A 23871-nucleotide genomic window follows, 5' to 3' on the forward strand; every position below is an offset into this window, starting at 1 on the left:
CGGCGATCGGGCCGCGACGATCAGGTCGCTGCGAAGCCGCTCGGCGCGGCGCCTGCGTGCGCGCACCGGGCACCCGCGCACAGGACCGCACGGCGATCCGCACGCGGTAACCGCGATGCCACGTTCGGCGAGCAGGCTGCCCGGGCGGCTGCCCACCGCTCCCCCGAACGACTGCACGGATTACCCATGACCGACCATCAACGCCGCGATTTCCTGCGCAGCGCCGCCGGCGCCACCGCCGCCGGACTCGCCCTCAACCTGTTCCCGCCGAGCATCGGCAAAGCGCTCGCGATCCCCGCCGCTCGCGTCACCGGCACCATCCACGACGTCAAGCACGTAGTGATCCTGATGCAGGAAAACCGCTCCTTCGACCACTACTTCGGGGCGATGCGCGGGGTGCGCGGCTTCGGCGACCGGTTCCCGATTCCGCTGCCGAGCGGCAAACCGGTGTGGCACCAGCAGACCGCGCAGGGCCGCGAGATCCAGCCCTATCACCTCGACACCACGACCACCAGCGCGCAGCGCATCGGCGGCACCCCGCACACCTGGCCGGATTCGCAGGCGGCCTGGAACAACGGCCTGATGGACCGCTGGCTGCCGGCCAAGACCGAGCGCTCGCTCGGCTATTACCGCCAGGCCGACATTCCGTTCCAGTACGCGCTGGCCAACGCCTTCACCCTTTGCGACGCCTACCACTGTTCGCAGCAGACCGGCACCAACCCGAACCGCCTGTTCCATTGGACCGGCACCAACAACCCGGCCGCCGACCGCGGCGGCCCGGCGATCGTCAACACCTTCGACGACTACGGCCCGGCCAACGAGGGCTATTGGTGGACGACCTATCCCGAGCGCCTGGAGCAGGCCGGGGTGAGCTGGAAGCTGTACCAGGACATGGACGACAACTTCACCGACAACCCGCTCGAAGGCTTCCGCCAATTCCGCGCGGCCCCGCCGGGTTCGGCGCTGGCCGAGAAAGCGCTCAAGACCTGGACCCTCGACGACCTCGCCGCCGACGTGCGCAGCGGCCGCCTGCCGCAGGTGTCGTGGCTGGTCGCGCCGGCGAAATACTCCGAGCATCCGGGGCCTTCGGCGCCGATCTGGGGCGCGGACTACACCGCGCGCGTGCTCGACGCCCTGACCGCCGATCCCGAGGTCTGGGCGCGCACCGTGCTGATCGTCAACTTCGACGAGAACGACGGCTTCTTCGACCACATCCCGCCGCCGGCGCCGCCTTCGCTCGACGGCCAGGGCGCCTACCTCGGCGGTTCCACCGTCGACCTGCGCGGCGAACATCACCGCGCGCGTTCGGGCCCTTCGCACGGCACCTCCAACGACCCGCCGATCTACTACGACCGCCCCTACGGGCTCGGCCCGCGCGTGCCGACCTACGTGATCTCGCCGTGGAGCCGCGGCGGCTGGATCAATTCGCAGGTGTTCGACCACACCTCGGTGATCCGCTTCCTGGAGCGCCGTTTCGGCGTGATGGAGCCCAACATCAGCCCGTGGCGGCGCGCGGTCTGCGGCGACCTCACCAGCGCCTTCAATTTCGTCGACCCCAACCGCGAACCGATCCCAAGCCTGCCCGACACCGGCGACGCCGACCGCATCGTCGCCGAGCAAAGCCGCCTGCCGGCGCCGAAACCGCCGACGGTGGCAAGCGCGGCGCAGCAGGAACGCGGCATCAAACCCTCGCGCGCCCTGCCCTACGACCTGCAGGTCGGCGAACGCATCGATGCCGGCGCGCGACGCGTGCGCCTGCACTTCGGCAACACCGGCCGCGCCAGCGCGGTGTTCCATGTGTACGACCTGCTCGACCCGAATGCGATCCCGCGCCGCTACACCGTCGAGCCCGGCAAGTCCTTGCACGGCGAATGGGCGCTCAAGAGCGACGGCGCCCGCGCCTATGCCCTGCAGGTGTTCGCGCCGAACGGCTTCTTCCGCGAGTTCCGCGGCTCCCTGCACGGCGCCAACCCCTCGGCGACGACCGTGCCCGACCTGCGCCTGCGCCGCCGCAAACTGATCCTGGCCTTGCGCAATACCACCCACAAACCGGTGCGGCTGAGCATCGCCGACCAATACGGCCTGTACGAAGCGCGCCTGGAGCGGCTGGGCCCCGGCACCACCCGCCAGCGCCCGATCCGTCTCGACGAAAGCCATCAGTGGTACGACTTCGTGCTCACCGACGCCAACGACCCGGAGTACTACCGCCGCCTCGCCGGCCGCATCGAAACCGGCGCGCACGGCATCACCGATCCGGGGTTGATCTGATCGGGTTCGATTGATGCGGGCTTGGGTTGATCCGGGCTTGGATTGATTCCGGCTTGGATCGGTCCGGGCTTGGATCGGTCCGGGTTCGATCTGCGTCCGGATCGAGCAATCGCCGAGCGAATGCATCGTCGCTGGCGACGATGCCGGGGCCTTCGGTGTCGGTCACAGATAACGAACCCGCCTACCGCTGCCCCTTGGAAAGGGGGTTAGGGGGATTTGCTCTTGCTGTTGTTCGATCGACAACAACGCAACGGCAAATCCCCTGCCCCTCTACAAAGAAGGGACAGCGAAGCGCGACGAAAGGACAACGACTACGGCTCGCGGCGTCCTACAACGACTCCTGCGGCTCCACCGCGGCGGCTTCGTCGCCGTGGCTCGGGCACCGGGTTTTCGACACGCGCGCTTCCCACTGCCAGAACAGCCAGGCGATCGCGGTCAACGCCGAGGCCGCCACCGCCAGCGCTACCGCACTGCCGCTGATCAACGGCGACAGCACGCCGGCCATGATCGCGTTGATCACCAGTCCGGAGAACGCCTGCAGCGACGAGGCGGATCCGCGCTGGCGCGGGTACATGTCGAGGATCGACAAGGTCACGATCGGGAACACCAGGGCGATGCCGAACGCCGATACGCACATCGGCAGCACCGCCCATGGGATCTGCGGGGCGTCGGTCCACAGGTTGTAGCCGAGGTTCATCGCCACGCCGGCGAAGGAGAACACGAAGCCCCAGCGCACCAGGCGGTCGCCGCTGATCCTGCCGGCCGAGCGGCCCGACACGAACGAGCCGAGCACCATGCCGCCGATGGTCGGCACGAAGAACCAGCCGAACTGGCGCTCGTTGAGCTTGAGGATGTCGAGCACGAACGCCGGCGCCGAAGCGATGTACAGAAACAGCGCGGCGAAGTTGAACGCGCCGGTCGCGGTCAGGCGCTGGAAGCGCGGGTTGAGGAAGATCGCGAAGTAATCGCGCAGCAGGCGCTTGGGCTTCAGCGGCAGGCGCGCCTGCGGCGGATGGGTTTCCGGCAACAGGAACACGGTCGCCGCCAGCAGCAGCAGCGAGAAGCCGACCAGGAACCAGAAGATCGCCGGCCAATGCGCCCAGCCGAGGATCCAGCCGCCGATGATCGGCGCGATCGCCGGCGCCACGCCGAAGATCATCGTCACCTGGCTCATCAGGCGCTGGGCGTCGTCGCCGTGCAGCACGTCGCGGATCACCGCGCGACCGACGATCAATCCCACGCCCGCCGACAAACCCTGCACCACGCGGAAGAACAGCAGCATCGACAGATCGGTCGACAAAGCGCAGCCGACGGAGGCCAGCGTGAACACGCTCAGCCCGCCGATGATCACCCGCCGGCGCCCGATGGTGTCCGACAACGGGCCGTGGACGATGCTCATCAGCGCATAGGCGATCAGATACAGGCTGATGGTCTGCTGCATCGCCAGCTTGTCGGCGCCCAGTTCGGCGCCCATGACCGGGAACGCCGGGAAGATCGTGTCGATCGAGAACGGCCCGAACATCGCCAGGCCGCCGAGCAACAAGGCCAGGCGACGGATCGACAAGGCCTTCGTGGCCGGCGCTGAATCGGGAGCGGAGGTATTGATCGGGTTCACCAGTCTGGCAGGCCAGTCGGGAAGCGTCGGCTCGGGGCCTCAGCTGGGAGCGTGGGAGGCGTGGGAGGCGTGGGTGTCGATCGGCACTTCGTCGGGCGGGCCCTTGAGTTCGACCAGGTTGTCTTCGGGATCGAACAGGTATTGCGACGGCCCCTCGCCTTCGGCGCCGTAGCGCGAGCCGAAGTCGCCCAGGCGCACGCCGTGCGCCTCCAGGTGGGCGACGATGGCCTCGCGGTCGAAGGGCTCGGCGCGCAGGCACAGGTGGTCCATGTTGCGGGCCTCGGCGCCGGCCGGCGCGCCGCCGAGGCGGCCGAGCTTGCCGTCGACGTCGACCAGGTCGATCAGGGACAGGCCGGCGCGCAACTGCACCAGGCCGATCGCGTCCTGGCGCCGTTCCAGCCGGCAGCCCAACACGTCGCAATAGAAGGCGACCATCGCCTCGGTGTCGCGCACGCGCAGCACCACGTGGTCGATTTGCAGCAGTTGGAACGGCGGTCGGTCCATGCAGGAAGCTCCGGAAGGGACCGCGACCATGTTACGGCGAATCGGCCATCCTGAACCGGGTCGCGGGGCGAAACCGGGGATGAAGCCGGCTGCCGCCAGTCCCGGCAACGTCGCCCCGAGCGGCCGCCGCTGCGGCTATAATCGCGGCTTGAAACACGCGGTGGGAGAAGCCGCCCGGCCCTCGGCCAGGCGCGCTGCCGAAGGCGCAACGCCCGTAATCGCTCAGGCCCCATACCGCCGCGTGTACAAAACTCTGGAGAGACCGCCTGCGTGCGCTGAGACAGCGAGGCAGAACCGGCGCCGAAGGGGCACGAAGCGAGCGCGGACAGGAAGCGGCCCCCGGGCCCTCCCCTCCCCTAGCTGCCTGACCGCAGCACGCTTTTAAACTCTCAGGCAAAAGGACAGAGGGGCGCCTCGCGTGCGGCACCGCACGCTGCCTTCGGACGCCCCTGCCATGAGCCCAGCCGCCAACAGCGCAACCTCCTTGCGCGATCTCGAGCACCACGACGCCTTCATCGAGCGCCACATCGGCCCCAACGACGCCGAGATCGGCCACATGTTGGAGCAGGTCGGCTACGACTCGCTCGAAGCCCTGACCGACGCCATCGTCCCCGGCTCGATCAAGTCGACCCAGCCGCTGGCCCTGCCGGCCGCGATCAGCGAGGTCGAGGCGCTGGCCAAGATCCGCGCCATCGCCGCCAAGAACCAGGTGTTCCGCAGCTTCATCGGCCGCGGCTACTACGGCACCCACACCCCGAACGTGATCCTGCGCAACATCCTCGAGAACCCGGCCTGGTACACGGCCTATACGCCGTACCAGGCGGAAATCTCGCAGGGCCGCATGGAAGCGCTGATCAACTTCCAGACCATGGTCGCCGACCTGACCGGGATGGAGATCGCCAACGCCTCGCTGCTCGACGAAGGCACCGCCGCCGCCGAAGCGATGACCCTGGCCAAGCGTTCGGCCAAGTCCAAGTCGGAGACCTTCTTCGTCTCCAGGAACATCCACCCGCAGACTCTGGAAGTGCTGCGCACCCGCGCCGAACCGCTGGCGATCGAGCTGTACGTCGGCGACGACGCCGAGGCGGCCGCGGTCGACGCCTTTGGCGTGCTGCTGCAATACCCCGATACCTTCGGCGCGATCAAGGACTACCAGGGCGTCGCCGACGCCGTGCATGCGCGCGGCGGCATCGTCGCGGTCGCCAGCGACCTGCTCGCCCTGACCCTGCTCAAGGCGCCGGGCGAATGGGGCGCCGACATCGTCGTCGGCAACACCCAGCGCTTCGGCGTGCCGTTCGGCTTCGGCGGTCCGCACGCCGGCTTCATGGCCTGCCGCGACGCCTACAAGCGCTCGATGCCGGGCCGCCTGATCGGCGTGTCGGTCGACACCGACGGCAAGCCCGCCTACCGCCTGACCCTGCAGACCCGCGAGCAGCACATCCGCCGCGAGAAGGCGACCAGCAACATCTGCACCGCGCAGGTGCTGCTGGCGGTGATGGCGAGCATGTACGCCGTCTACCACGGCCCCGACGGACTGACCCGCATCGCCCGCCGCGTCCACCGCCAGGCCGCGATCCTCGCCACCGCGCTCGGCAAGGCCGGCATCGCCGTCGGCAGCGGCTTCTTCGACACCCTGCACGTCACCGGCGTCGACGCGAACGCGATCCACGCCAAGGCGCGCGCGGCCAACATCAACCTGCGCGAGATCGATGCCGGCAGCCTCAGCATCAGCCTCGACGAAACCGTGACCCGCGACGAGCTGGTCGCCATCGCCGGCGCGTTCGGCGTGCAACTGGACATCGACGCGCTCGATCGCGAAGCCGTCGATGCGATCCCGGTCGCGCTGGCCCGCACGTCCTCGTTCCTGCAGCACCCGGTGTTCAACACCCACCACAGCGAACACGAACTGCTGCGCTACATGCGCTCGCTGGCCGACAAGGACCTGGCGATGGATCGCACCATGATCCCGCTGGGCTCGTGCACGATGAAGCTCAACGCCACCGCCGAGATGATCCCGGTGACCTGGCCCGAGTTCGGCAACATCCACCCGCTCGCCCCGGCCGACCAGACCACCGGCTACACCCAGCTGATCGAAGAACTCGAAGCGATGCTGGTCGAGTGCACCGGCTACGACGCGGTCAGCCTGCAGCCGAACTCCGGCGCCCAGGGCGAATATGCCGGCCTGCTGGCGATCCGCGCCTATCACCGCTCGCGCGGCGAAGGCCATCGCGACATCTGCCTGATCCCCGACTCCGCCCACGGCACCAACCCGGCCTCGGCGCAGATGTGCGGCATGACCGTGGTGGTGACCAAGACCGACAGCAACGGCAACGTCGACGTCGACGACATCCGCCGCGCCGCCGAGAAGTACAGCGACCGCCTGGCCGCGATCATGATGACCTACCCGTCCACGCACGGCGTGTTCGAGGAGGAAGTGGTCGAGATCTGCGAGATCATCCATAAGCACGGCGGCCAGGTGTACACCGACGGCGCCAACATGAATGCCCTGGTCGGTGTCGCCAAGCCCGGCAAGTGGGGCTCGGACGTCTCCCACCTCAACCTGCACAAGACCTTCTGCATCCCGCACGGCGGCGGCGGCCCCGGCGTCGGTCCCTGTGCGGTCAAGTCGCACCTCGCGCCGTTCCTGCCGAAGACCGTCGACGGCGAAGGCGTGGTGGGCATGGTCAGCGCGGCGAGCTTCGGCTCGGCGAGCATCCTGCCGATCTCGTGGATGTACGTCACCCTGATGGGCACCGCCGGCCTGCGCAAGGCCACCCAGGTCGCGCTGCTCAACGCCAACTACATCGCCAAGCGCCTCGCCCCGCACTACGAAACGCTGTACACCGGCCGCAACGGCCTGGTCGCGCACGAATGCATCCTCGATCTGCGCCCGATCAAGGACGCCACCGGCATCAGCGCCGAGGACGTCGCCAAGCGCCTGATCGACTTCGGCTTCCACGCCCCGACCCTGAGCTTCCCGGTCGCCGGCACGCTGATGGTCGAGCCGACCGAGAGCGAATCGCAGCACGAGCTGGACCGCTTCATCGATGCGATGATCCAGATCCGCGACGAAATCCGCGCGGTCGAGGATGGCCGCCTGGACCGCGAGGACAACCCGCTCAAGCACGCCCCGCACACCGCTTCGCAGGTCACCGCGAGCGAATGGACCCGTGCCTATCCGCGCGAGCTGGCCGCGTTCCCGCTGCCGACCTTGCGCCTGCAGAAGTACTGGCCGCCGGTGTCGCGCGTCGACAACGTCTACGGCGACAAGAACGTCATGTGCGCCTGCATCCCGATCGACGCCTACAAGGAAGAAGTCGAGGCATGAGCCCCGGCTGGTTGCATGCGACAAGAAAGGCCCCGCGAATGCGGGGCCTTTTTTTCAGAGCTGTTGTGGCTTGTGTTTCGGCTGGTGTCGAGGCCGGGCTGCGGCGGCGCGATGCGCTCGCCGCGCCTTGCGCTTACTTCGCCAACTTGAGCTTGCCGGCGACTTCGTCGAATTCGGCGACCGTCGATGGCGACAGGTTCGGACGCCCGGCCAGGATGCCGATCGTTACCGTGCCCTTCACGTAATAGGTTTCGCCGGCTTCGACTTCCATGTTGAGGATGTCCTTGGCTTCCGAGTGCACGGTGTATTCGTGCGCGCCCGGTTCGACCGCGACCACGAAGTACTTGCCGCTGCGCAGCTTGCCCAGCTCGACCGCGCCTTCGCGAACCTTGTAGCCCACCGCACCGCCGACGAACTTGGGCGGGCGGAAGAATACGATCTGACCCTTGCCGGCCGGCGGCGCCGCGATCAGGCCGCTGCCGGCGGCAGCCGGCTTCGCGCTGGCCGCCGCGGTCGCGGTTGCCGGAACTGCGCTCGCCGCCGCGCCGGCTTCTACCGCGGGTGCGGTATCGGCTTCGTTTTTGATCTCGGCCGAAACGCTCGCCTCGGCACTCGGGACCTGCTTGGCCGGGTCGGAAGGCGTCTTGCCGTTCCAGGCCAGGGAACCGCCGGCGGCGAAGGCCGACACCGGCAGCAACAGAGCAATCAACAACACACGCGACGACATCGACTTCATTGGACAGCTTTCCCAGTTTGGGTGGTGACGGGTGGTTCGGTGGCGGCAACGGGTGCCGGGCCTTGAACAGGCGCCGCAGAAGACGGCAGGTCGACGTCCTGTGCGATGCGCGCCTGGGCCTGGGTATGGGGAGGGATCTGGATCTCGCCGCCGCGCATGAACATCGCGAACACCCCGACCGCGATCGACAAGCCGATCACCTGGCCCGACTTGTCGACGCCGGCGGCGCCGACGCGAAAGCTGCGCAAGGGGATCTGCCGGCCATCGGCTTCGAGGTAGCGCGCGGCGAGCAACAACTCGCCCGGCTTGCCGCCGCTGCGCGAGCGCTCGGCATGGACCACTTCGCCGACGCCGGTCGTGCCGGCGGGCAGCACGAGTGCGCCGTCGACGCTCAGCGCCTGCGCCAGCCGCAGCCCGAACTTGTCGCCTCGTTTCAGCGTGGCCGAGCTCAGCGGTTGCAGGGTTTCGAGCAGCAGCTCGGTGCCGGCCAGGAGGCGGCGCGCATCGGGGCCGCCGCTGGTCGCGGACGGCAGCGCCGATGCCGATGCCGATGCCGATGCGAGAGCAGGCTCGGACCCCGACGCCGCAGGTGCCGGTGCGGCCGCAGGTGCTGGTGTTGTTGGCGTTGGAATTGGTGCGGACAGCGTACTCGGCGCTTCGGCGGCGGTCGGCAACGGCTGCGCCTGATGCATCGCCAGCGCGGCGATCAATGCGATAGACATCGAAAACATGAAGGCGGCCCCCAACCGTCCTTGTCGAGCGTCACGCTATCGGAACGCCGAAGCTTTGCCAAGCAGGTTTTCGTCCGGAGCGCCGATTCACCGCAAGGCACGTTGAGGCGGGAGCGGAGGCACATCGTTCGTCGATCGGGCCGCCGGAGAAGCAAGGAGCGAGTGGTCTTTGTCGCGCGGTGCCCTGCCCCGATCCTCGCGAGCAGTCCCGCCGGCGGGAGGTGATCGTAGGCCGGATGAGGACAAGGCGGGCGACGCCGCCCTCCTTTCTTCTTCCCGCAGGCGGAGAGGGCTCATCGCCTCGCAGACCGTGGACGACCCGGCATCGATCGGCACGCCGGCCCTTCGTTCCCTTCCCGACCGGTTTCGTCGCCGCCTTCCGCGGCTTCGTCGCGCCCCCTCTTCCGCCCGGCCGGCGGACGACTATGCTGCATCGCAACCCAGGACCTTTCGGACTCGCAGTGATCAGGAGCTTCTTTTTCATCCTCCGCCTCGCCGTCGCTTGGTTCGGCGTGTTCCTGCTGATCGCGCTGTTGTCCTCGGCCACGCCAGGACTGGAGCACCAGGATGTGGCGCCGCTATTCATCATCGGCGCGCTGGTCGTGGCCTATGTCGTCACCAACGCCTTCTCGCACCTGCGCCGGGTGCGCCTGATCGCCGGACAGGTCGGCCGCGACACCCTCGCCAACCGCCACCGCCGCCAGATCGAGGTGCCGTTCGAGGCGGGCGAGGTGTTCGACCTGCTCGATGCCGCGATCCGCGAGCTCCCGCGGGTCGAGGACATCGAAAGCGCGCGCGACAGCCTGCAGGTCAGCGCCAAGGTGCAGCGCCCCAACCTCTACGGCCGCAGCCGCACCGACCGCCATGGCGTGGTGCGCAACCACGGCCGCTGGACCCGCAACCAGATCCTGGCCACGGTCACGCCGGGCGAAGACAGCGGCAGCATCACCCTGATCTGCGAACCCGAGACCGGAGCCTGGAGCGACTGGTTCCGTGTCGACGGCGGCACCAATCTGGAGAACGCCGAAGCGATCGTGCGCGCGATCACCCGCCGCATCGCCGAACGCCGCCGCACCGAACGCGTCAGCACCACCCGCACGGTCACCGAAAAAGAACTCGCCGTGGCCAAGCTGAGCCTGCTGCACGCCCAGGTCGAGCCGCATTTCCTCTACAACACCCTCGCCAGCGCCCAGTACCTGACCCGCAACGACCCGCCGCGCGCCGACGTCATGCTCGGCCACCTGATCGATTTCCTGCGCCGTTCGTTGCCGCGCACCGAGGACGCGCAGTCCACCCTCGGCGACGAACTCGACCGCTCCCGCGCCTATCTGGAAATCCTCAAACTGCGGATGGGCGCGCGGCTGGCGCTGCAAATCGACGTGCCCGAGGAACTGCGCGCGATTCCGCTGCCGCCGATGATGCTGCAGACCCTGGTCGAGAACGCCATCAAGCACGGCCTGGAACCCAAGCCCGGCGGCGGCACCGTGTGGATCCTCGCGCGCCGCAACGACCAGCGCGTCGCCATCACCGTCGCCGACGACGGCGAAGGCTTCAATTCCACCAACGCCGGTACCGGCATCGGCCTGCGCAACGTGCGCGAACGCCTGCAACTGGTGTACGGAGGCGAGGCGCAACTCGCGGTCGTCGCCAACTTCCCCAATGGCGTCGCCGCGACGATCAGCGTGCCCCTGCTCGCGCGCGAGGAATCCTCTTATGTCTGAGCTCCCCCCTTCCACCGCCCTGGTCGCCGAAGACGAAGCCCTGCTGCGCCAGGCGATGATCGACTCCCTGCGCGAGGCCTGGCCGCAGTTGCGGATCGTCGCCGAATGCGAAGACGGCGCCGAGGCGCTCGAAGCCCTGGCCGAGCATCGACCCGACATCGCCTTCCTCGACATCCGCATGCCCGGTCTGACCGGCATCGATGTCGCCACCGCCGCCGCCGAGGTCAGCCCGCGAACCCAGATCGTGTTCGTCACCGCCTACGACCAGTACGCGATCGATGCCTTCGAACAGGGCGCGATCGACTACCTGCTCAAGCCGGTCACGCCCGAACGTCTCGCCGTCACCGTGCAGCGGCTGCAGCAACGCAGCGCCGCCACCCGGACCGGCGCCGATGCACTGTCCGAGCTCGCCCGGCAGTTGGCGAGCAACGCGCCCAGGCGCGGCGCGCCGCCGCTGACCTGGATCACCGCGAGCACCGGCCGCGAAACCCGTCTGATCCTGGTCGACGACATCGCCTACTTCCGCGCCGACAACAAATACACCACGGTCGTGACCGCCGAGGGCGAAGCCCTGCTGCGCAAACCTATTCGCGAGCTTCTCGACGTGCTCGACGCGAGCATGTTCAAGCAGATCCACCGTTCGACCATCGTCAATCTCAAGGCGATCGCATCGATCGTCCGCGACGACAGCGGTAAGGGCAGCGTGCGCCTGCGCAACCGCCCGGAAACCCTGACCGTCAGCCAGCCCTTCATGGCCTTGTTCCGCACGATGTAACGCGGCAACCCACTATTCAGGTGACCTATGCGCAACCTCACCGCTTTACTGTACTACCTGTTCGCCTTGCTCGGCTGCGATATGGGTGCGACCACCATCGTCCACCGCGCCAGCGCCGACGGCGTCGACATCATCGACAGCGAGGTGCGCATCACCGACCGCATCGCCAGGTTCGAGTGCCTGGCCAGCCGGAGCGGGCAATGCCACTACGTCCTGTTCCACGACGATTGCGTCGCGGTGGCGGGCATGGGGCGGCCGCCGGGCACGAACGCCGAGCCCTGCGCCAGCCGCGCTTTCGAACGCTTCGCGATGGCCGCCGGCACCGACAAGGAAGTGATCGGGCTCGAACCGGGATTCAAGCTGTGCGTCAGCGCCGAGGACCAGGCGATGACGGCCGACTGCAAGCGCGTCAACTCTCGGTAAGCCCGCGACACGAACGCCGAAGCCGGCCCCCGAGCGCAGGCTCAATCGCCGCCCTCGACGAACTCGACCTCGGCGATCCAGTTGCGCTGCCGCCGCGCCAGGCGCACCGCTTCGGTTTCGTCGTCGAGCGTCGACGGCGACCGCCGCAGCAAGGCCCCGCCGACTTCCTCGAAAGTGTTGACGTTGACTACCGCATACAGCCTCCCGTCGATGCGGCTGGTCACCACCGGCACCACCCCGCATCGCGTGCAGACATGGAAATCCGCGGTTTGCGTACCGAAGTCGTAGCGCGAAACCCGTGCGGGCTCGGCGATCCGCACCCGCAGCGCACCTGTCGGACACGAAGTCCACACGCCCCCGTGCTTGCTGCAGAACGTGCAAGTACAGGCGCGCGCCGGAATCTCGCTTGGCTCCGGCTGCCAGTCGAGATCGAAAGCGATATTGCCGCAGTGGCAGGCTCCGTGAATCAGCATGGTGGTCTCGACAGGTTGGGTCCCGGACAGGACGTGATGTTGATCTTGCTGCTTTCTGCTTCTGCTGTTGCTGTTGCTGTTGCTGTGCGCCGGTTCGCATTAGCGAAGGCCATAGTGGACCCGGAGGGCGGCCCGCAGGGATGCGGGCCGTTTTTCATCGGGACAAGGATGTCCCGTATGAAAAATCACCGCGTATGCATCGAACGCGCGGGCCCTTGATTCAAAGAAAAGCAACTTCTTTGGTTACCTTTCTTTTGTTGCTTATGACAAAAGAAAGTAACCCGCCGCTTTAGTGGCGGAAGCTTTGGGTTAGATCTTGATCTTGACCTTGCTGGATAGCGACGCCGCAAGACCGTTGCGACGATGTCGCGGCTTGCGCCGCTCCTATCCTGCCTGAGCACGCCGCCTCGACGAATGGCATCGGCTTCGTTGCCTCTGCGCGTCCCGCGGTCGCGACTCGCGTCGCTCCTACAGTGGTAAGAAACTTGCGCCAGACAACGCAACCACACCCCTGCAGAAGCAGCATGGGCGGACCTTAACCGGCCATCCATCCCCTCAAACCGCGAATTGGTCCACTCCTGCACAAATTTCGTCCCAAACTGGGGTCGTCCCTAGTCGCCCCCGGGCCGGCGCGACGGTAAAGTCGCGACCATCCTCACAGTTGCGTCCAAGCCATTCATGACCGGTGTCTACGCCACCCAGGGCCCCTCTCCCACCCTGCCCCAACCGCAGAACCACCCCCAGACCCATACCGTCGTCAACGACCAGAGCGTGGTCGAGATCGCCGCGCTCTACGGCATCACCCCCCAGGCGCTGCGCCAGGCCAATCCGGAGCTGTTCCAGGACAAGGAACGACGGATGGAGGCCAGCATGACCGGCAAGAGCGACCCGATCTTCCACGGCGACGAGCTCAAGATCCCCGCGGCGACGATGAGCGTCACCGAGGAAACCATCGTCACCGATTTCGATCCGACCCACCCGACCGCGTCCAGCGAATACGGCGTGGAGGCCAGCGACGGCAGCCAGCGCGGCGGCATTTCCTGGAGCCCCGGCAACGGCAGCGTCAAGCTGACCCAGGGCAGCACCGTGCCCGGCCCCGGTGGCATCGAGATGCGCCAGGACTCGGAGATCGAGGTCAAGCAGCAGAACAAGGACGGCAAGACCGAATTCGAGGTCACCGCGGTGTTTTCGGTGTCCGGCGCAGCCGGCGGCGGCAACAAGAATGCCGACGTAGAGGGCAGCGCGGGCGCTGGCCATCGCCTGCGTTACAAGGTCGTGCTGCCGGGCGAGAACCAGAACCCCCAGACCGCCGCGACGATCAATCCTTTCAACCCGACCACGATCCCGGTCGGCGCTACGGTGACCCTGGATTCGCAGAACTTCACCCAGACTCAGTTCTCGGGCGCGTTCCAGAAACTGTTCGACGACGCCTTCCCGAAAGGCCCGCGTCTGGGCGTGACCGTCGACGGCGAGAACAAGGTCGCCACCGGTTCGGCCTACAGCGTCACCCGCACCAGCGAAACCGGGGTGCGCGTCGACATCGGCGCGCTGCAGGCGATCGAACAGAAGAGCAGCGTATTGCCCTCGATCAACGTCGGCCCGCTCAGCTTCGACCTCGGCCCCGGCATCCAGGCCAACAAGGGCCATTCGGTGCTGCGCACGGCCGAATTCGACCTGTCCAAGCCCGACGGCCAGGCCGCCTATGCGCATTTCACCGGCACGGGCGAAATCGCCGCCCAGACCGACGGCGTCAGCAACGTCGCCACGCTCGAGCGCTACAACTTCTCCGACCAGTTGCGCTTGAACGGCGAAGTCGCCTTCGAGCAGGGCGACACCATGGCGCGCGCCTACGCCTCGTTCGGCGGCCCGCAAACCACCTACGGCTACGTCAAGACCAGCTATCCCGACGGCTCCTACAGCTACACCATCACCCCGCCGATGGGCGGCAACGGCACCCCGCCGTTGCAGGTGGTCTGCCATTACGACGCCCAGGGCAACGAAATCACCTCCGAGCGCACCTACGAATACAACCTCAGGGTGCCTACCGACGCCGACGCCAAGACCTGGAACTACATGCTGACCGGCGACATCAAGGGCAACGGCCCGGTGCAGGTCGGCAAGGACGCCAAGGTGACCTTCACCGAAGCGCAGATGCAGGCCTTGATGAAGCAGACCGACGCCACCGCGCGCGCCGAGGGCACTCTGCCCGGCAACAGCGCCGAGCGACTGGGCGAGTACAAGGACCCGTTCCAGTTCGGCATGACCCTGGGCCGCATCCTCGATTCCGACCCGCATCGGTTGACGATGGACCTGTTCTTCGTTTCCGACGGCGCCGACGGCAGCATCGCCAACACCGACCGCGCCCGGATCGACATGACCATCGAATGACGGGCCCGGCACGAGCCCGGACTCGAACGCGCCTGCGCACGAAAGCCCCGCTCACGCGGGGCTTTGTTTAATCGGCAAAGCCGCTGCGATCAGAAGGCCGGCAAGGCTTCGCATTGCGCGGCGAATTGGGCCGTCGCCGGTACTGGCGAAGGCCCCGCCGGCGCCGATACCGGGACGCTGACGCCGGGCGTCGGCGCGCAAGCGGGCAGCGGCGGCGATGCGAGCGAGACGGATGTCGGCGCAAGCGCCGCGGATACGGGCGGCAAGCTGCGCATGAAGTCGACGGTCTGGACGATCCAACCGCGGTTGTCGCCGACCTCGTGCGAACACATCACCGGGCTCCAGATGATGAAACCCGAAGCCTTCGCACCCAGTTGATCCAGTTGCCGGCGCCACCTCTCCGGCGCCAGATACGCAGGCTCGGGATCGCCGCCGCAGGTCGCCTCTTCCTGCGGCCGGATATAGGGAATCAGCGGCTTGGCCGGATTGACGTTGCGCGCGGACAGCACGCGGTTGTCGAGGCGGCGCTCCCAGGTGGACTGACTCAGGTCGGAAGCGGTGTACAGATGCGGGAAGAAGCCATCCTGGTATTGCGACAGATCGCGCGCGCACTCGAGGTATTGATCGGTGTTGGGCCCAAGCAGGTCGTAGGCGCCGATCATGTGGCCGGGCGCGGCTTCCCTGGCCCAGAGGAACAACTGGCGCCACAGCCGGTAGCGCTTATGCGCTCGCGCGGCATCGACGTTCTTGATCCAGATGTTCTCGAAGTCCAGCACGATCGGCCCGCGATGCACCGCGGCGGCCTGCACCGCCGCCTGGAACTCGGCCTTCGGCGGCAACAAGTCGGCGGATGTGCAAGCGATCCACTCCGGCCGCTGGTACAGGATGTTCGCCTTGACGAGCCCGGCTTCACCGACCAGATCGACGTCCTGGTAGTGAGTATTGTCGTAGGCATGAAAGGTTGCCGGCGCCTGCTGAGCGTTCGCGGCGAGCGTCGCCGTGACGGCCAGGACCGCCAGAGCGCTGGGCAGTGAGTGTCGCCGTGTCTTCATCGGATCGTCCTGTGCGGGCTCACACGCGCTTCGTTCGTCGTGTCGCGCGCGAAAGCGATGGGGGATTCCGATTCTAGTCATAGGCCCGATCGCAGGCGGCGCGCGGCTTCACAGTGCGGAGCATTACAGGTTGGGCCTGCGCAAAAAAAAGAAAGCCCCGCGATCGCTCGCGGGGCTCGCGGGGCTCGCGGGGCTCGCGGGGCGCGCGAGCAGGCGCCGATCAATTATCGGGGTCGTTCGCCAGCCAGCTGATGATCATGCCGCGGTGGTATAGCGCCATGAAGTCGCCCTGATCGGTGATGTACCAGGCCATGCCCGGATACGGTGCGCCGATATAGCCGCCGCGGCTGGTCCACAGGACCGCGTCGTCGGAGATGCGCAGGACATTGAATACGGCGAAGGGCTCGAAGACGGTCTTGTAGCCGCCGCTGCCGGAGGTCTGGCTGTTCCACAACGGGCGCGAATCGGCGACGCGGTAGAACACCAGATTGCCGTCGCGCTGCATGGTCAGCCGGTACTTCAGGTTGTTGGAATAGATCGACTCCCCGATCCACAGGGTCGTACCCTCAGGGATCTGCTTATACGCGGACTGGGCCACTGCCGATTGCGACACCGCCAACAACAGGCACAAGGCCAGCATATGCAGGAAACCTGCGGCCAACTTCTTCATCGATACGCTCCACTCCATTGGGGAGGCTCGACTTCAGCGAAGCCGGCGCGCACGATCAAGCGCACGAGCCACGAATCGGATGCATGCAGGTGCCAATCGTGACCGGTTCGGGTTCGCATTCGTGATCGGCGATGGTCACGAACGAGGCGGTGCGATCCCCCATCGCAGGCCTGCCGGAAGGGACTCTCCACCAGGCCATCGCGCGTGCCGGTTGCGGTCGGCCGGCACGGCGATCAAGTGCGCAAGCCGGCATCACCGGCGGCAAAACCGTCAATGGCTTTGCGTACGATCTCCAGGCCGGAACGGGTCGCCGCGCGCGAGGCGCCGGCGAACCCGAACACCAGGCCGCCGCGTTCGCTCGCACCGTACTTCGACAGGGGGTGCACGACCACGCCGGCCCGCGCGCATTCGGCGGCGACCGCGCGATCGTCGATCGCCAAGCCCGGCTTGAACACGGCGGCGACGTGCATGCCGGCGGTGGCCGGGCCGAAATCGAGCACCCCGGCCAATGCACGGGCCTGTTCGAGGAAATCCAGGCGGCGCTCGTCGTAGATCGCGCGGGTCTTGCGCAGGTGGCGGGCCAGATGGCCTTCGTGGATGAACGCCGCCAACACCCCCTGAAGCAACAAGGCGGTGTGGCCGTCGGCGACGTGCTTGGCGTCGACGAAGGGCGCCACCAAGGGTTCGGGCACGATGGCGTAGGCGATGCGCAGCGCCGGAAACAGGATCTTGTTGAAGCTGCCGACGTAGATGACGCGCTCGCCCTCGTCCATGCCCTGCAGCGAGGCGATCGGCCGCCCTTCATAGCGATAGTCGCCGTCGTAATCGTCCTCGACGACGTAAGCGTCGTGTTGCCGGGTCCAATCGAGCAAGGCCTGGCGCCGCTCCATCGACATCTCGCACCCCATCGGATATTGATGCGCCGGCGTGACATAGGCCAGGCGCGCATCCGGCGCCAACCGGCGGCCCTCGGCGACGTCGAGGCCCTGCGCGTCGACCGGCACCGGCACCACCTGCAGGCCGGCCGCACGCAGGCAGTGCTGCACGGGCTGGTAGCCCGGCGTCTCCACCCAGGCGCGGTCGCCCGGATCGGCCAGCACTTTTCCCGCGAGTTCCACCGCCTGCTGGGTGCTGGTGACCACGATCACCTGTTCGGGCGAACAACGCGTCGCGCGCATCGCCGAGGCATGCGCGGCGATGGCTTCGCGCAGCGCCGGCAAGCCGTTGCTGGCGCCGTACGCCCAGTAGGCGGTGCCGGCCCGGCTCGCTTCGCGCTGCAGCAGGCGATTCCACACCGCGCGCGGGAACAGGTCGATCGGCGGCAACGACGGCGTGAACGCTATCGCCGACGCCGACTGGTAATGGCCGGGATAACTCCGCAATGCAGTCGCCCGGCTCGACAATCGACGCTCGCCCTCGACGGCCGCGGCTGGCGCGGTGCGCTTGGGCGCAAGCGGGCGCGTATCGCGTTCGGGCAGGCTTGCGGCGACGAAACTGCCGGCGCCGCGGCGGCGCACGATATAGCCGTCCGCGACCAACTGGCCCAAGGCCCAATCGACGGTGTTGCGGGCGACGCCGAGGTCTTGGGCGAGCACGCGGCTCGACGGCAGGCGCGCATTCGGCGCCAGCGCGCCGCTGACGATCGCGCTGCGGATGCGCTCGCAGATCCGCGCGTACGCGGGCTGGCCCTGTCCCGTTTCGAGACCGGTGACGTCGACGGAGAACACCGAACCGGCATGCTTGGCCATGCCGCGCATACTAGCCCTTGATGCGCGTGTGCTCCATCGTCCAGTTGGTTTCCCACTGGCGGCCGCCGTCCTGCGAGAACGCCTGCTCCCAATGCGCGGCATCCGCGCCCAGGCGCTTCCAGCGGAAGCGGACCTTGACCGGACGCCCCTCATCGCTGTCGTCGCCGAAGAATTCGCCGTCGTCGCCGACGAAACCGCCGACCACCGGCGGGAACAAACGGCCGCTGCTGCTGTTGATCCAGTACAGGTACCAGCGCCGCTCGGCGAGATTGAACACGCGCACGGTCATGCCGGACCAACCCTTGGTCGGGAATACCCCGTCGTCGATGTTCACCACCCCGCCGAGGCGGCTTTCGCAGTGAAGCGTGGCCGGAAACTCCTCCCATTCGTCGCTGCCGACCCAGCGCTGTTTCAGCCGCCGGTTGGCGAAGCGCCAACGCCCGACGAAGAAATCGAAATCGTGAATGTCGCCGGTGGGAATGACGATGCCGGGGTCGCTCATGCCGCTCTTAGTGGGCACGGCATTCGCGGGAGGCGGCGGCGCACCGCCGGCGGTCGCGCTCGGCGCCAGGCCCAGCGCGGTGGCGCCGGCGATGGCATCGATGAGGAGTCGCCGGCGCGAGGTCGAAGTCGGTCTGTGCATGCGAACCTGCTCGTGGACGGAAGGCCTGTCCAGCGTCGCGCGCGCCCCGTCCGCACCGGAAGCGCCATTTTGCCGCCGGCGCCTGGGCCATCGGCCACGTACGGCGGCATCTCAGCGCGTCGCGGCGTCGAGCGCGGCGCGCCGGCGCTCCAGGGCTTCGGCCAGAGCCGGGTCGATATCGCCGCGATGGCGGTCCAGAAAGCTCCGCAAGGCCCCGCGGTATTCGTCGACGAATTGCGGGTTGCGCGGACTCAGCGCCCATTGCGCGGCGGCCTGGTCGAGCGCGGCCCGGGCTTCGGCCAGGCGCTGGCGTTTTCCGAACGCGGAACGCTCGGCCACGATCGCGATGTTGCGCTCGAAACCCGGGACATAACGCACGACGAAGCGCTCGCCTTGCGGAGGCACGGCGAAGCTCTCGCCGAGCGGATACAGGCTCGCGGTCAGGGTGTCGAAGCCGATCTCGAGGTCGCGGCCGTCGGCGGTTTTCAACACCGCGGTGTGGTTCAAGATCGGCTGCTCGTTGAAACTGGCATGGGCCGGCGCGCTGCCCACGATCACCGCGGAGCCCTGGCTGCCGTAGGCTTCGAGAAAACTCGTGTTGGCCAGGCGGCCGACGAAGATATTGGCGAACGCCGCCAGCCAGCCGACGAAGCACCACCACAGCCAGCGGTCGCTGCCGGTCCATTTGTACAAGGCCACCGCCGGAAGGTTGCACAGGCCGAGGATCAGCGGGAACGACCAGTACGGATGCTGGCTCAGGAAATACAGTACGGCGGACAGAGTGGCCAAGCTGCGGGATTCCTCCAAGCGGACGCGGCGCGCTCGAGGCGCCTGGATGGTCGCGGGCGCGCCGACCTTAGCGCCGAACGTATGACAGGCGCGCCCGCGCCGGTCCGGCCCGCCCGTCGGCAACGGCGCGCGCGGTGGCCTCGCGGCGGCCGCCAGAATGGCTCTTGCTGGCCCGCCGGCGCCATCGCATGGTGCGGACATCGCTCGCAATCCGAGCCGTCCCGCCGCCGAGCCCACGATGACCGCCGCCTTCTTTCGCATCGCCCTGTCGGCCGCCAGCTTCGGCGTCCTGTCCATGTGCGGCGTTCGCGCCGCCGAGCCCGCGGCGGCGAACCCGGTTGCCGGCGCTGCGGCGCCGGACGGACAGCACGACTTCGACTGGGAGATCGGCGCCTGGAAAAGCCACGTATCGAGACGCCTGCGTCCGCTCAGCGGCAGCGACGAGTGGACCGAGCTCGAAGGCACGACCGTGGTGCGCCCTGTGTTCGACGGCCGTGCCAATCTCGCCGAACTCGACATCGCCGGCCCCTCGGGGCGCATCCAGGGCCTCTCCTTGCGCCTGTACGAGCCGCAGGCGCGGCAGTGGAGCATCAACTACGCCAACCTGCGCTCGGGCGCGCTGACCGCGCCGATCGCCGGCGCGTTCAAGAACGGACGCGGCGAATTTTTCGGGCACGACAGCTTCGACGGGCGGCCGATCCGGGTCCGCTTCGTCATCGAGTGCGCGACGCGCGATGTCTGCCGCTTCGAGCAGGCCTTCTCCGCCGACGACGGCAAGAGCTGGGAACTGAACTGGATCGCCACCGATACCCGCATCGCCGATCCGGCGTCCGACTGAAGCCGGGACACGCTGCAGGGCCGTTGTCGGCGTTCGACCCCTGCAGTAGCGTGCCCCTGCAGTAGCCTGCCCCCTGTAGTAGCGTGGCTGCACCGAAGCCGCGGACGAGCCGCCGGCTGGGATTCCCGACGGCAAACGGCATGGCCCGCACCCCGCACCGCCCCATGCACGGGTTCCAGCAAGCGCCGTGCCCGGCTCTGCGGCCGTTCGTGCCCCGTTTCATGGTGGTGGAATTCGCCGTCGACCACGCCGATACGCACCTGTCGGACACCGGCAGCGTCGCCGCGTTCAGCTCTCGCGGTCGTTGCCGCATCGACGCAGAGCGCTGGGTGCCGCGCGCGACGCCGTAAGCGCGACGGGGCTAGGTCCGCGGTCGCGGGCGGCCTGACGCGTATCGTCTTAATTCTGCAACACGACTGCCACACACTGCCGCAGATCCGGTTCCGCGAACGCGGTCCGGGCATTGAAGCGGCCGATCGACGGCCCGCAACGACCGAGACCAGAACGATGGCGAGACCCTTGATCCGCGGCCTGTGCCTGACCATGGCCCTGCTGCTCGCCCCGTTAAGCGCCCTCGCGCAGTCGGGCTATATCGACATCGAGCAACGCCTCAGCGCGCAGCAGCTCAGTGAGGTCGGCCTGTCGCCCGCGCAGTTGCAACTGCTCAACCGGATGCTGCGCGAAGCCGCCGAGCGGGACCCCGCCCCGACCGTCGCTGCGGCCTCCGCCTCGCCCACGGCCTCGGCGGCATCGGAGGTCGGCAAGCGCAGCGCCGTGCAGTACATCGGCCTGGACGACCAGCCGATCAAGAGCCGCCTCAAGGGCGACGTGGCGGGCTGGGAACCCGGCACCGTGTTCGAACTCGACAACGGCCAGCAATGGAAAGTGCTCAAGGGCAGCATGAAGCTGCGCAAGCCGCTGATCGCGCCCGAGATCCTGGTCGTCCCCGGCGTCGCCGGCCGGTGGTTCCTGCAGGTCGACGAGGACATGCCGAAGGCGCGGGTGTATCGGATCGATTGACGGCTTGCGCCGTTTCGGTCGCGCCGCGCGCCCTCTCCTGTAGGAGCGAGGTAAGTCGCGACCGCACCTCTCGATCTCGCGCCGATGCCACCCGCAGCCCGTCAGGGTAGGAGCGGCGCGAGCCGCGACATCGATGTGGCGGTCTTGCGGCGCACGCTGCAAAAAAGATCCGGATCAAGATCAAGATCAAGATCAAACCAAAGCTTCCGCCACTAAAGCGGCGGGTTACTTTCTTTTGTCTAAAGCAACAAAAGAAAGGTAACCAAAGAAAAATGCTTCTCTTTGGGTCACAGGCCCGCGCGTTCGACGCATCCGCGGGGATTTTTCATACGGGACCTCCCTGTCCCGATGAAAAACGGCGCGCATCCCTGCGCGCCGCCCTCCGGGTCTTCGATGGCCTTCGCTAGTGCGAAGCGGCGCACGGCCACAGCCAAAATCAAAACCAAAACAGATCGGATTGCGACGTCGTCATCCCCTGTAGGAGCGGCGTGAGCCGCGACCAAGGGACGCGCCGAAACCACGAGGCCAACGCCCTCCGTCGAAGCCGCACGCTTTCGCCGGGGTAGAGGAGCGGCGCGAGCCGCGACCGCGAATCTGCGGCTGCCGGCGCGGACGATCGGGATTGCGTGGTCGCGGCTTGCGCCGCTCCTCTACCCTGGCGAGAGCACGCCGCTTCGGCGAATGATGACGGCTCGTTATCTCTACCCGTCCCTTGGTCGCGGCTTACGCCGCTCCTACACGGAACCTGCGGCCACAGGCGCCGCAAGAGCCACGGTCCCGAACTGGCCGGTACCCGAAGACCCCAAGAAACACCTACCGCACACAGACGAACGGCGGCCCGAAGCCGCCGTTCGCCGAAAACCGATCAGGACTGAGCTCAGCTCATCACGGCGCGGCGCGCCTCGGTTTGCACGGGCGCTTCGGTCTGCGCGACCTGGGCCACGACCGGCTGTTCGGCCGGCTGCGACAAGGCGCGCGACTGGTCGAGGAATACGCGGCGGTTGCTCGGGTCGTCGAGCCCGCCCTGGACCACGAAGAAGCCGGCGCCGTTGTTGCTCGCCACCACGTGATCGATCCGGTCCATGCCGTGCGCGCGCGCATCCGATGCGGCATGGGTCGCGGCGTTGCGATAACCCTGCTCGCCCTGGAAATCCAGAGCGCGGCTGTCGAGGCCCTGCAGCCCACGCAAGGCCTGGCCGTACAAGGCGTGGTTCGGATGCTCCGGATGCGCCGGCGAGGTGGCCGGCTGGGCGTCGCGCCCCGAATGCAGCGGCGTAACCGCGGCGGTGCCCTGCGGATACAGGCTCGGCGAGGCCATCTCCTGCGCCTTGATCACCGCATCGATGTAATGCACGTCGATGCCGTGCTTGATGCCGTTGCCCGGGATCATCCGCCGCCAGAACGATTGCGGATCGGGATCGGGCAGTTCGATCTTGTGGCCGACCGCGTCCGGCATCGCCCACTTCAAGGGAATGCTGTGCTCCTGCAGGTCGGTCAGGATTTCGTTCTTGACCGCATAGCGGCGGACCTGGCCAGTGCTGGCGACCTCGTCCTTGGCGCGGTCGGCATCGATGCCGATGCGTTCGAGGGTCTTGTCGTGCACGCCGGAGGAGTTGAAAGTCACCGCCGGGATGCCGCTGCTGATCGACGCCGCGCCGGCGAGACCGCCGCCGAGCGAATGGCCGGTGATGACGACCTGGTCGCCGAACGCGACGCGCGCTTCGCGCGCCAGCGCGATGGCCTGGTTGTATTGAGCGTCTTCGAGACCCACGCCCTGGCGCAGGTTGGTCAGCCAGTCCTTGCCCTCGTCGGTGCCGGAATAGGCGATGACGTAATGGCCCTTGTCGTCGCCGTAGATGCGCGCCAGGAAGCCGCTGTCGTCGTTCTTCAGCGTCGACGGGTCGATGCCGGCGTCGCGCAGTTGTTCGGCGTTCAACGGCCTGAAGCCGTCGGTGCCGGGGCCTTCGTCGTACAGGTCGGCCATCAACCGCGCCAAGGTCTTGTCGATCGGCTTGGCGGCCTGGCCTCGGACTTGCTCGGCAAACGACGGTTCACCGCCGCTGGCGGGACGCGTGGACTGCTCGCTCATGATTCGATCTCCCTGAAATCCCTGGAATCCTTGAAATCCCTAAGTTCCGATTGCGGCGCA

Annotated in this window: 20 protein-coding genes and 1 riboswitch; of the genes, 9 read left to right on the top strand and 11 right to left on the bottom strand. The window is 67.6% G+C overall.

The features are described from left to right. Positions 1-186: 186 nt before the first annotated feature. Positions 187-2268, top strand: coding sequence for a phosphocholine-specific phospholipase C (locus ACSAMQ_RS07535; protein ID WP_435395072.1), 2082 nt, complete (start codon positions 187-189; stop codon positions 2266-2268). 328 nt (positions 2269-2596) lie between these two features. Here ACSAMQ_RS07535 and ACSAMQ_RS07540 read toward each other — a convergent pair whose 3' ends face one another. Continuing rightward, positions 2597-3832, bottom strand: coding sequence for a multidrug effflux MFS transporter (locus tag ACSAMQ_RS07540; protein WP_435395073.1), 1236 nt, complete (start codon positions 3830-3832; stop codon positions 2597-2599). A gap of 90 nt (positions 3833-3922) precedes the next feature. Further along, positions 3923-4387: a VOC family protein gene (locus ACSAMQ_RS07545; RefSeq protein ID WP_435395074.1), complete on the bottom strand. Its 465-nt coding sequence runs from the start codon at positions 4385-4387 to the stop codon at positions 3923-3925. 243 nt (positions 4388-4630) lie between these two features. Next, a riboswitch (glycine riboswitch) is annotated at positions 4631-4802 on the top strand. A 39-nt stretch (positions 4803-4841) separates the two neighbouring features. On the opposite strand from ACSAMQ_RS07545, the gene gcvP reads away from it, so the two are divergent. Further along, positions 4842-7715 (top strand): aminomethyl-transferring glycine dehydrogenase, encoded by a 2874-nt coding sequence (gene gcvP / locus ACSAMQ_RS07550; protein ID WP_435395075.1) that lies wholly within the window; start codon positions 4842-4844, stop codon positions 7713-7715. Positions 7716-7848: 133 nt separating this feature from the next. Here gcvP and ACSAMQ_RS07555 read toward each other — a convergent pair whose 3' ends face one another. Together ACSAMQ_RS07555 and ACSAMQ_RS07560 are read right to left on the bottom strand one after the other, a co-directional pair. Next, positions 7849-8451: a DUF2846 domain-containing protein gene (locus ACSAMQ_RS07555; RefSeq protein ID WP_435395076.1), complete on the bottom strand. Its 603-nt coding sequence runs from the start codon at positions 8449-8451 to the stop codon at positions 7849-7851. Continuing rightward, positions 8448-9161 (bottom strand): hypothetical protein, encoded by a 714-nt coding sequence (locus ACSAMQ_RS07560; protein ID WP_435395077.1) that lies wholly within the window; start codon positions 9159-9161, stop codon positions 8448-8450. Before ACSAMQ_RS07560 ends, ACSAMQ_RS07555 begins: the two co-directional genes overlap by 4 nt. A 485-nt stretch (positions 9162-9646) precedes the next feature. Here ACSAMQ_RS07560 and ACSAMQ_RS07565 point away from each other — a divergent pair, with 485 nt between their 5' ends. The 3 genes from ACSAMQ_RS07565 to ACSAMQ_RS07575 are packed head-to-tail and all read left to right on the top strand — an operon-like array spanning position 9647 to position 12101. Then, positions 9647-10903 (top strand): sensor histidine kinase, encoded by a 1257-nt coding sequence (locus ACSAMQ_RS07565; RefSeq protein ID WP_435395113.1) that lies wholly within the window; start codon positions 9647-9649, stop codon positions 10901-10903. Continuing rightward, complete coding sequence (locus ACSAMQ_RS07570) at positions 10896-11678, top strand: LytR/AlgR family response regulator transcription factor (protein WP_435395078.1); 783 nt, start codon at positions 10896-10898, stop codon at positions 11676-11678. Before ACSAMQ_RS07565 ends, ACSAMQ_RS07570 begins: the two co-directional genes overlap by 8 nt. Before the next feature lie 27 nt (positions 11679-11705). Next, positions 11706-12101 carry a hypothetical protein gene (locus tag ACSAMQ_RS07575; RefSeq protein WP_435395079.1) on the top strand — a complete coding sequence of 132 codons (396 nt, stop codon included), beginning with the start codon at positions 11706-11708 and terminating at the stop codon, positions 12099-12101. Between the two features lie 41 nt (positions 12102-12142). Here ACSAMQ_RS07575 and ACSAMQ_RS07580 read toward each other — a convergent pair whose 3' ends face one another. Then, a complete protein-coding gene (locus ACSAMQ_RS07580) occupies positions 12143-12574 on the bottom strand; it encodes a GFA family protein (RefSeq protein ID WP_435395080.1) in 432 nt (143 codons plus the stop codon). Positions 12575-13252: 678 nt separating this feature from the next. Between ACSAMQ_RS07580 and ACSAMQ_RS07585 the strand changes: the two genes are divergently transcribed. Continuing rightward, positions 13253-14962, top strand: a complete 1710-nt coding sequence (locus ACSAMQ_RS07585) for a LysM peptidoglycan-binding domain-containing protein (protein ID WP_435395081.1) — start codon at positions 13253-13255, stop codon at positions 14960-14962. An 89-nt stretch (positions 14963-15051) separates the two neighbouring features. Here ACSAMQ_RS07585 and ACSAMQ_RS07590 read toward each other — a convergent pair whose 3' ends face one another. The 5 genes from ACSAMQ_RS07590 to ACSAMQ_RS07610 all read right to left on the bottom strand — a co-directional run bounded on the left by ACSAMQ_RS07590 (position 15052) and on the right by ACSAMQ_RS07610 (position 19864). Continuing rightward, positions 15052-16014, bottom strand: coding sequence for a hypothetical protein (locus ACSAMQ_RS07590; RefSeq protein WP_435395082.1), 963 nt, complete (start codon positions 16012-16014; stop codon positions 15052-15054). Between the two features lie 220 nt (positions 16015-16234). Next, on the bottom strand, positions 16235-16684 hold the full coding sequence (locus tag ACSAMQ_RS07595) for a hypothetical protein (RefSeq protein ID WP_435395083.1): 450 nt from the start codon (positions 16682-16684) through the stop codon (positions 16235-16237). Positions 16685-16917: 233 nt separating this feature from the next. Next, a complete protein-coding gene (locus tag ACSAMQ_RS07600) occupies positions 16918-18432 on the bottom strand; it encodes a PLP-dependent aminotransferase family protein (RefSeq protein ID WP_435395084.1) in 1515 nt (504 codons plus the stop codon). A gap of 10 nt (positions 18433-18442) precedes the next feature. After that, entirely contained in the window at positions 18443-19075 is a 633-nt protein-coding gene (locus ACSAMQ_RS07605) for a hypothetical protein (RefSeq protein ID WP_435395085.1), read from the bottom strand. 111 nt (positions 19076-19186) lie between these two features. After that, on the bottom strand, positions 19187-19864 hold the full coding sequence (locus ACSAMQ_RS07610) for a hypothetical protein (protein WP_435395086.1): 678 nt from the start codon (positions 19862-19864) through the stop codon (positions 19187-19189). A gap of 238 nt (positions 19865-20102) precedes the next feature. Here ACSAMQ_RS07610 and ACSAMQ_RS07615 point away from each other — a divergent pair, with 238 nt between their 5' ends. The 3 genes from ACSAMQ_RS07615 (at position 20103) to ACSAMQ_RS07625 (ending at position 21722) form a co-directional block, all read left to right on the top strand. Then, complete coding sequence (locus tag ACSAMQ_RS07615) at positions 20103-20702, top strand: hypothetical protein (RefSeq protein WP_435395087.1); 600 nt, start codon at positions 20103-20105, stop codon at positions 20700-20702. Positions 20703-20842: 140 nt separating this feature from the next. Next, a complete protein-coding gene (locus ACSAMQ_RS07620) occupies positions 20843-21052 on the top strand; it encodes a hypothetical protein (RefSeq protein WP_435395088.1) in 210 nt (69 codons plus the stop codon). 157 nt (positions 21053-21209) lie between these two features. Continuing rightward, positions 21210-21722, top strand: coding sequence for a hypothetical protein (locus tag ACSAMQ_RS07625; RefSeq protein ID WP_435395089.1), 513 nt, complete (start codon positions 21210-21212; stop codon positions 21720-21722). An 877-nt stretch (positions 21723-22599) separates the two neighbouring features. On the opposite strand, the gene ACSAMQ_RS07630 is transcribed toward ACSAMQ_RS07625, so the two are convergent. Further along, positions 22600-23811 carry an XVIPCD domain-containing protein gene (locus ACSAMQ_RS07630; RefSeq protein ID WP_435395090.1) on the bottom strand — a complete coding sequence of 404 codons (1212 nt, stop codon included), beginning with the start codon at positions 23809-23811 and terminating at the stop codon, positions 22600-22602. Positions 23812-23871 lie beyond the last annotated feature (60 nt).

Source organism: Lysobacter sp. 1R34A, assembly GCF_051217035.1.
Taxonomy (GTDB): domain Bacteria; phylum Pseudomonadota; class Gammaproteobacteria; order Xanthomonadales; family Xanthomonadaceae; genus Lysobacter.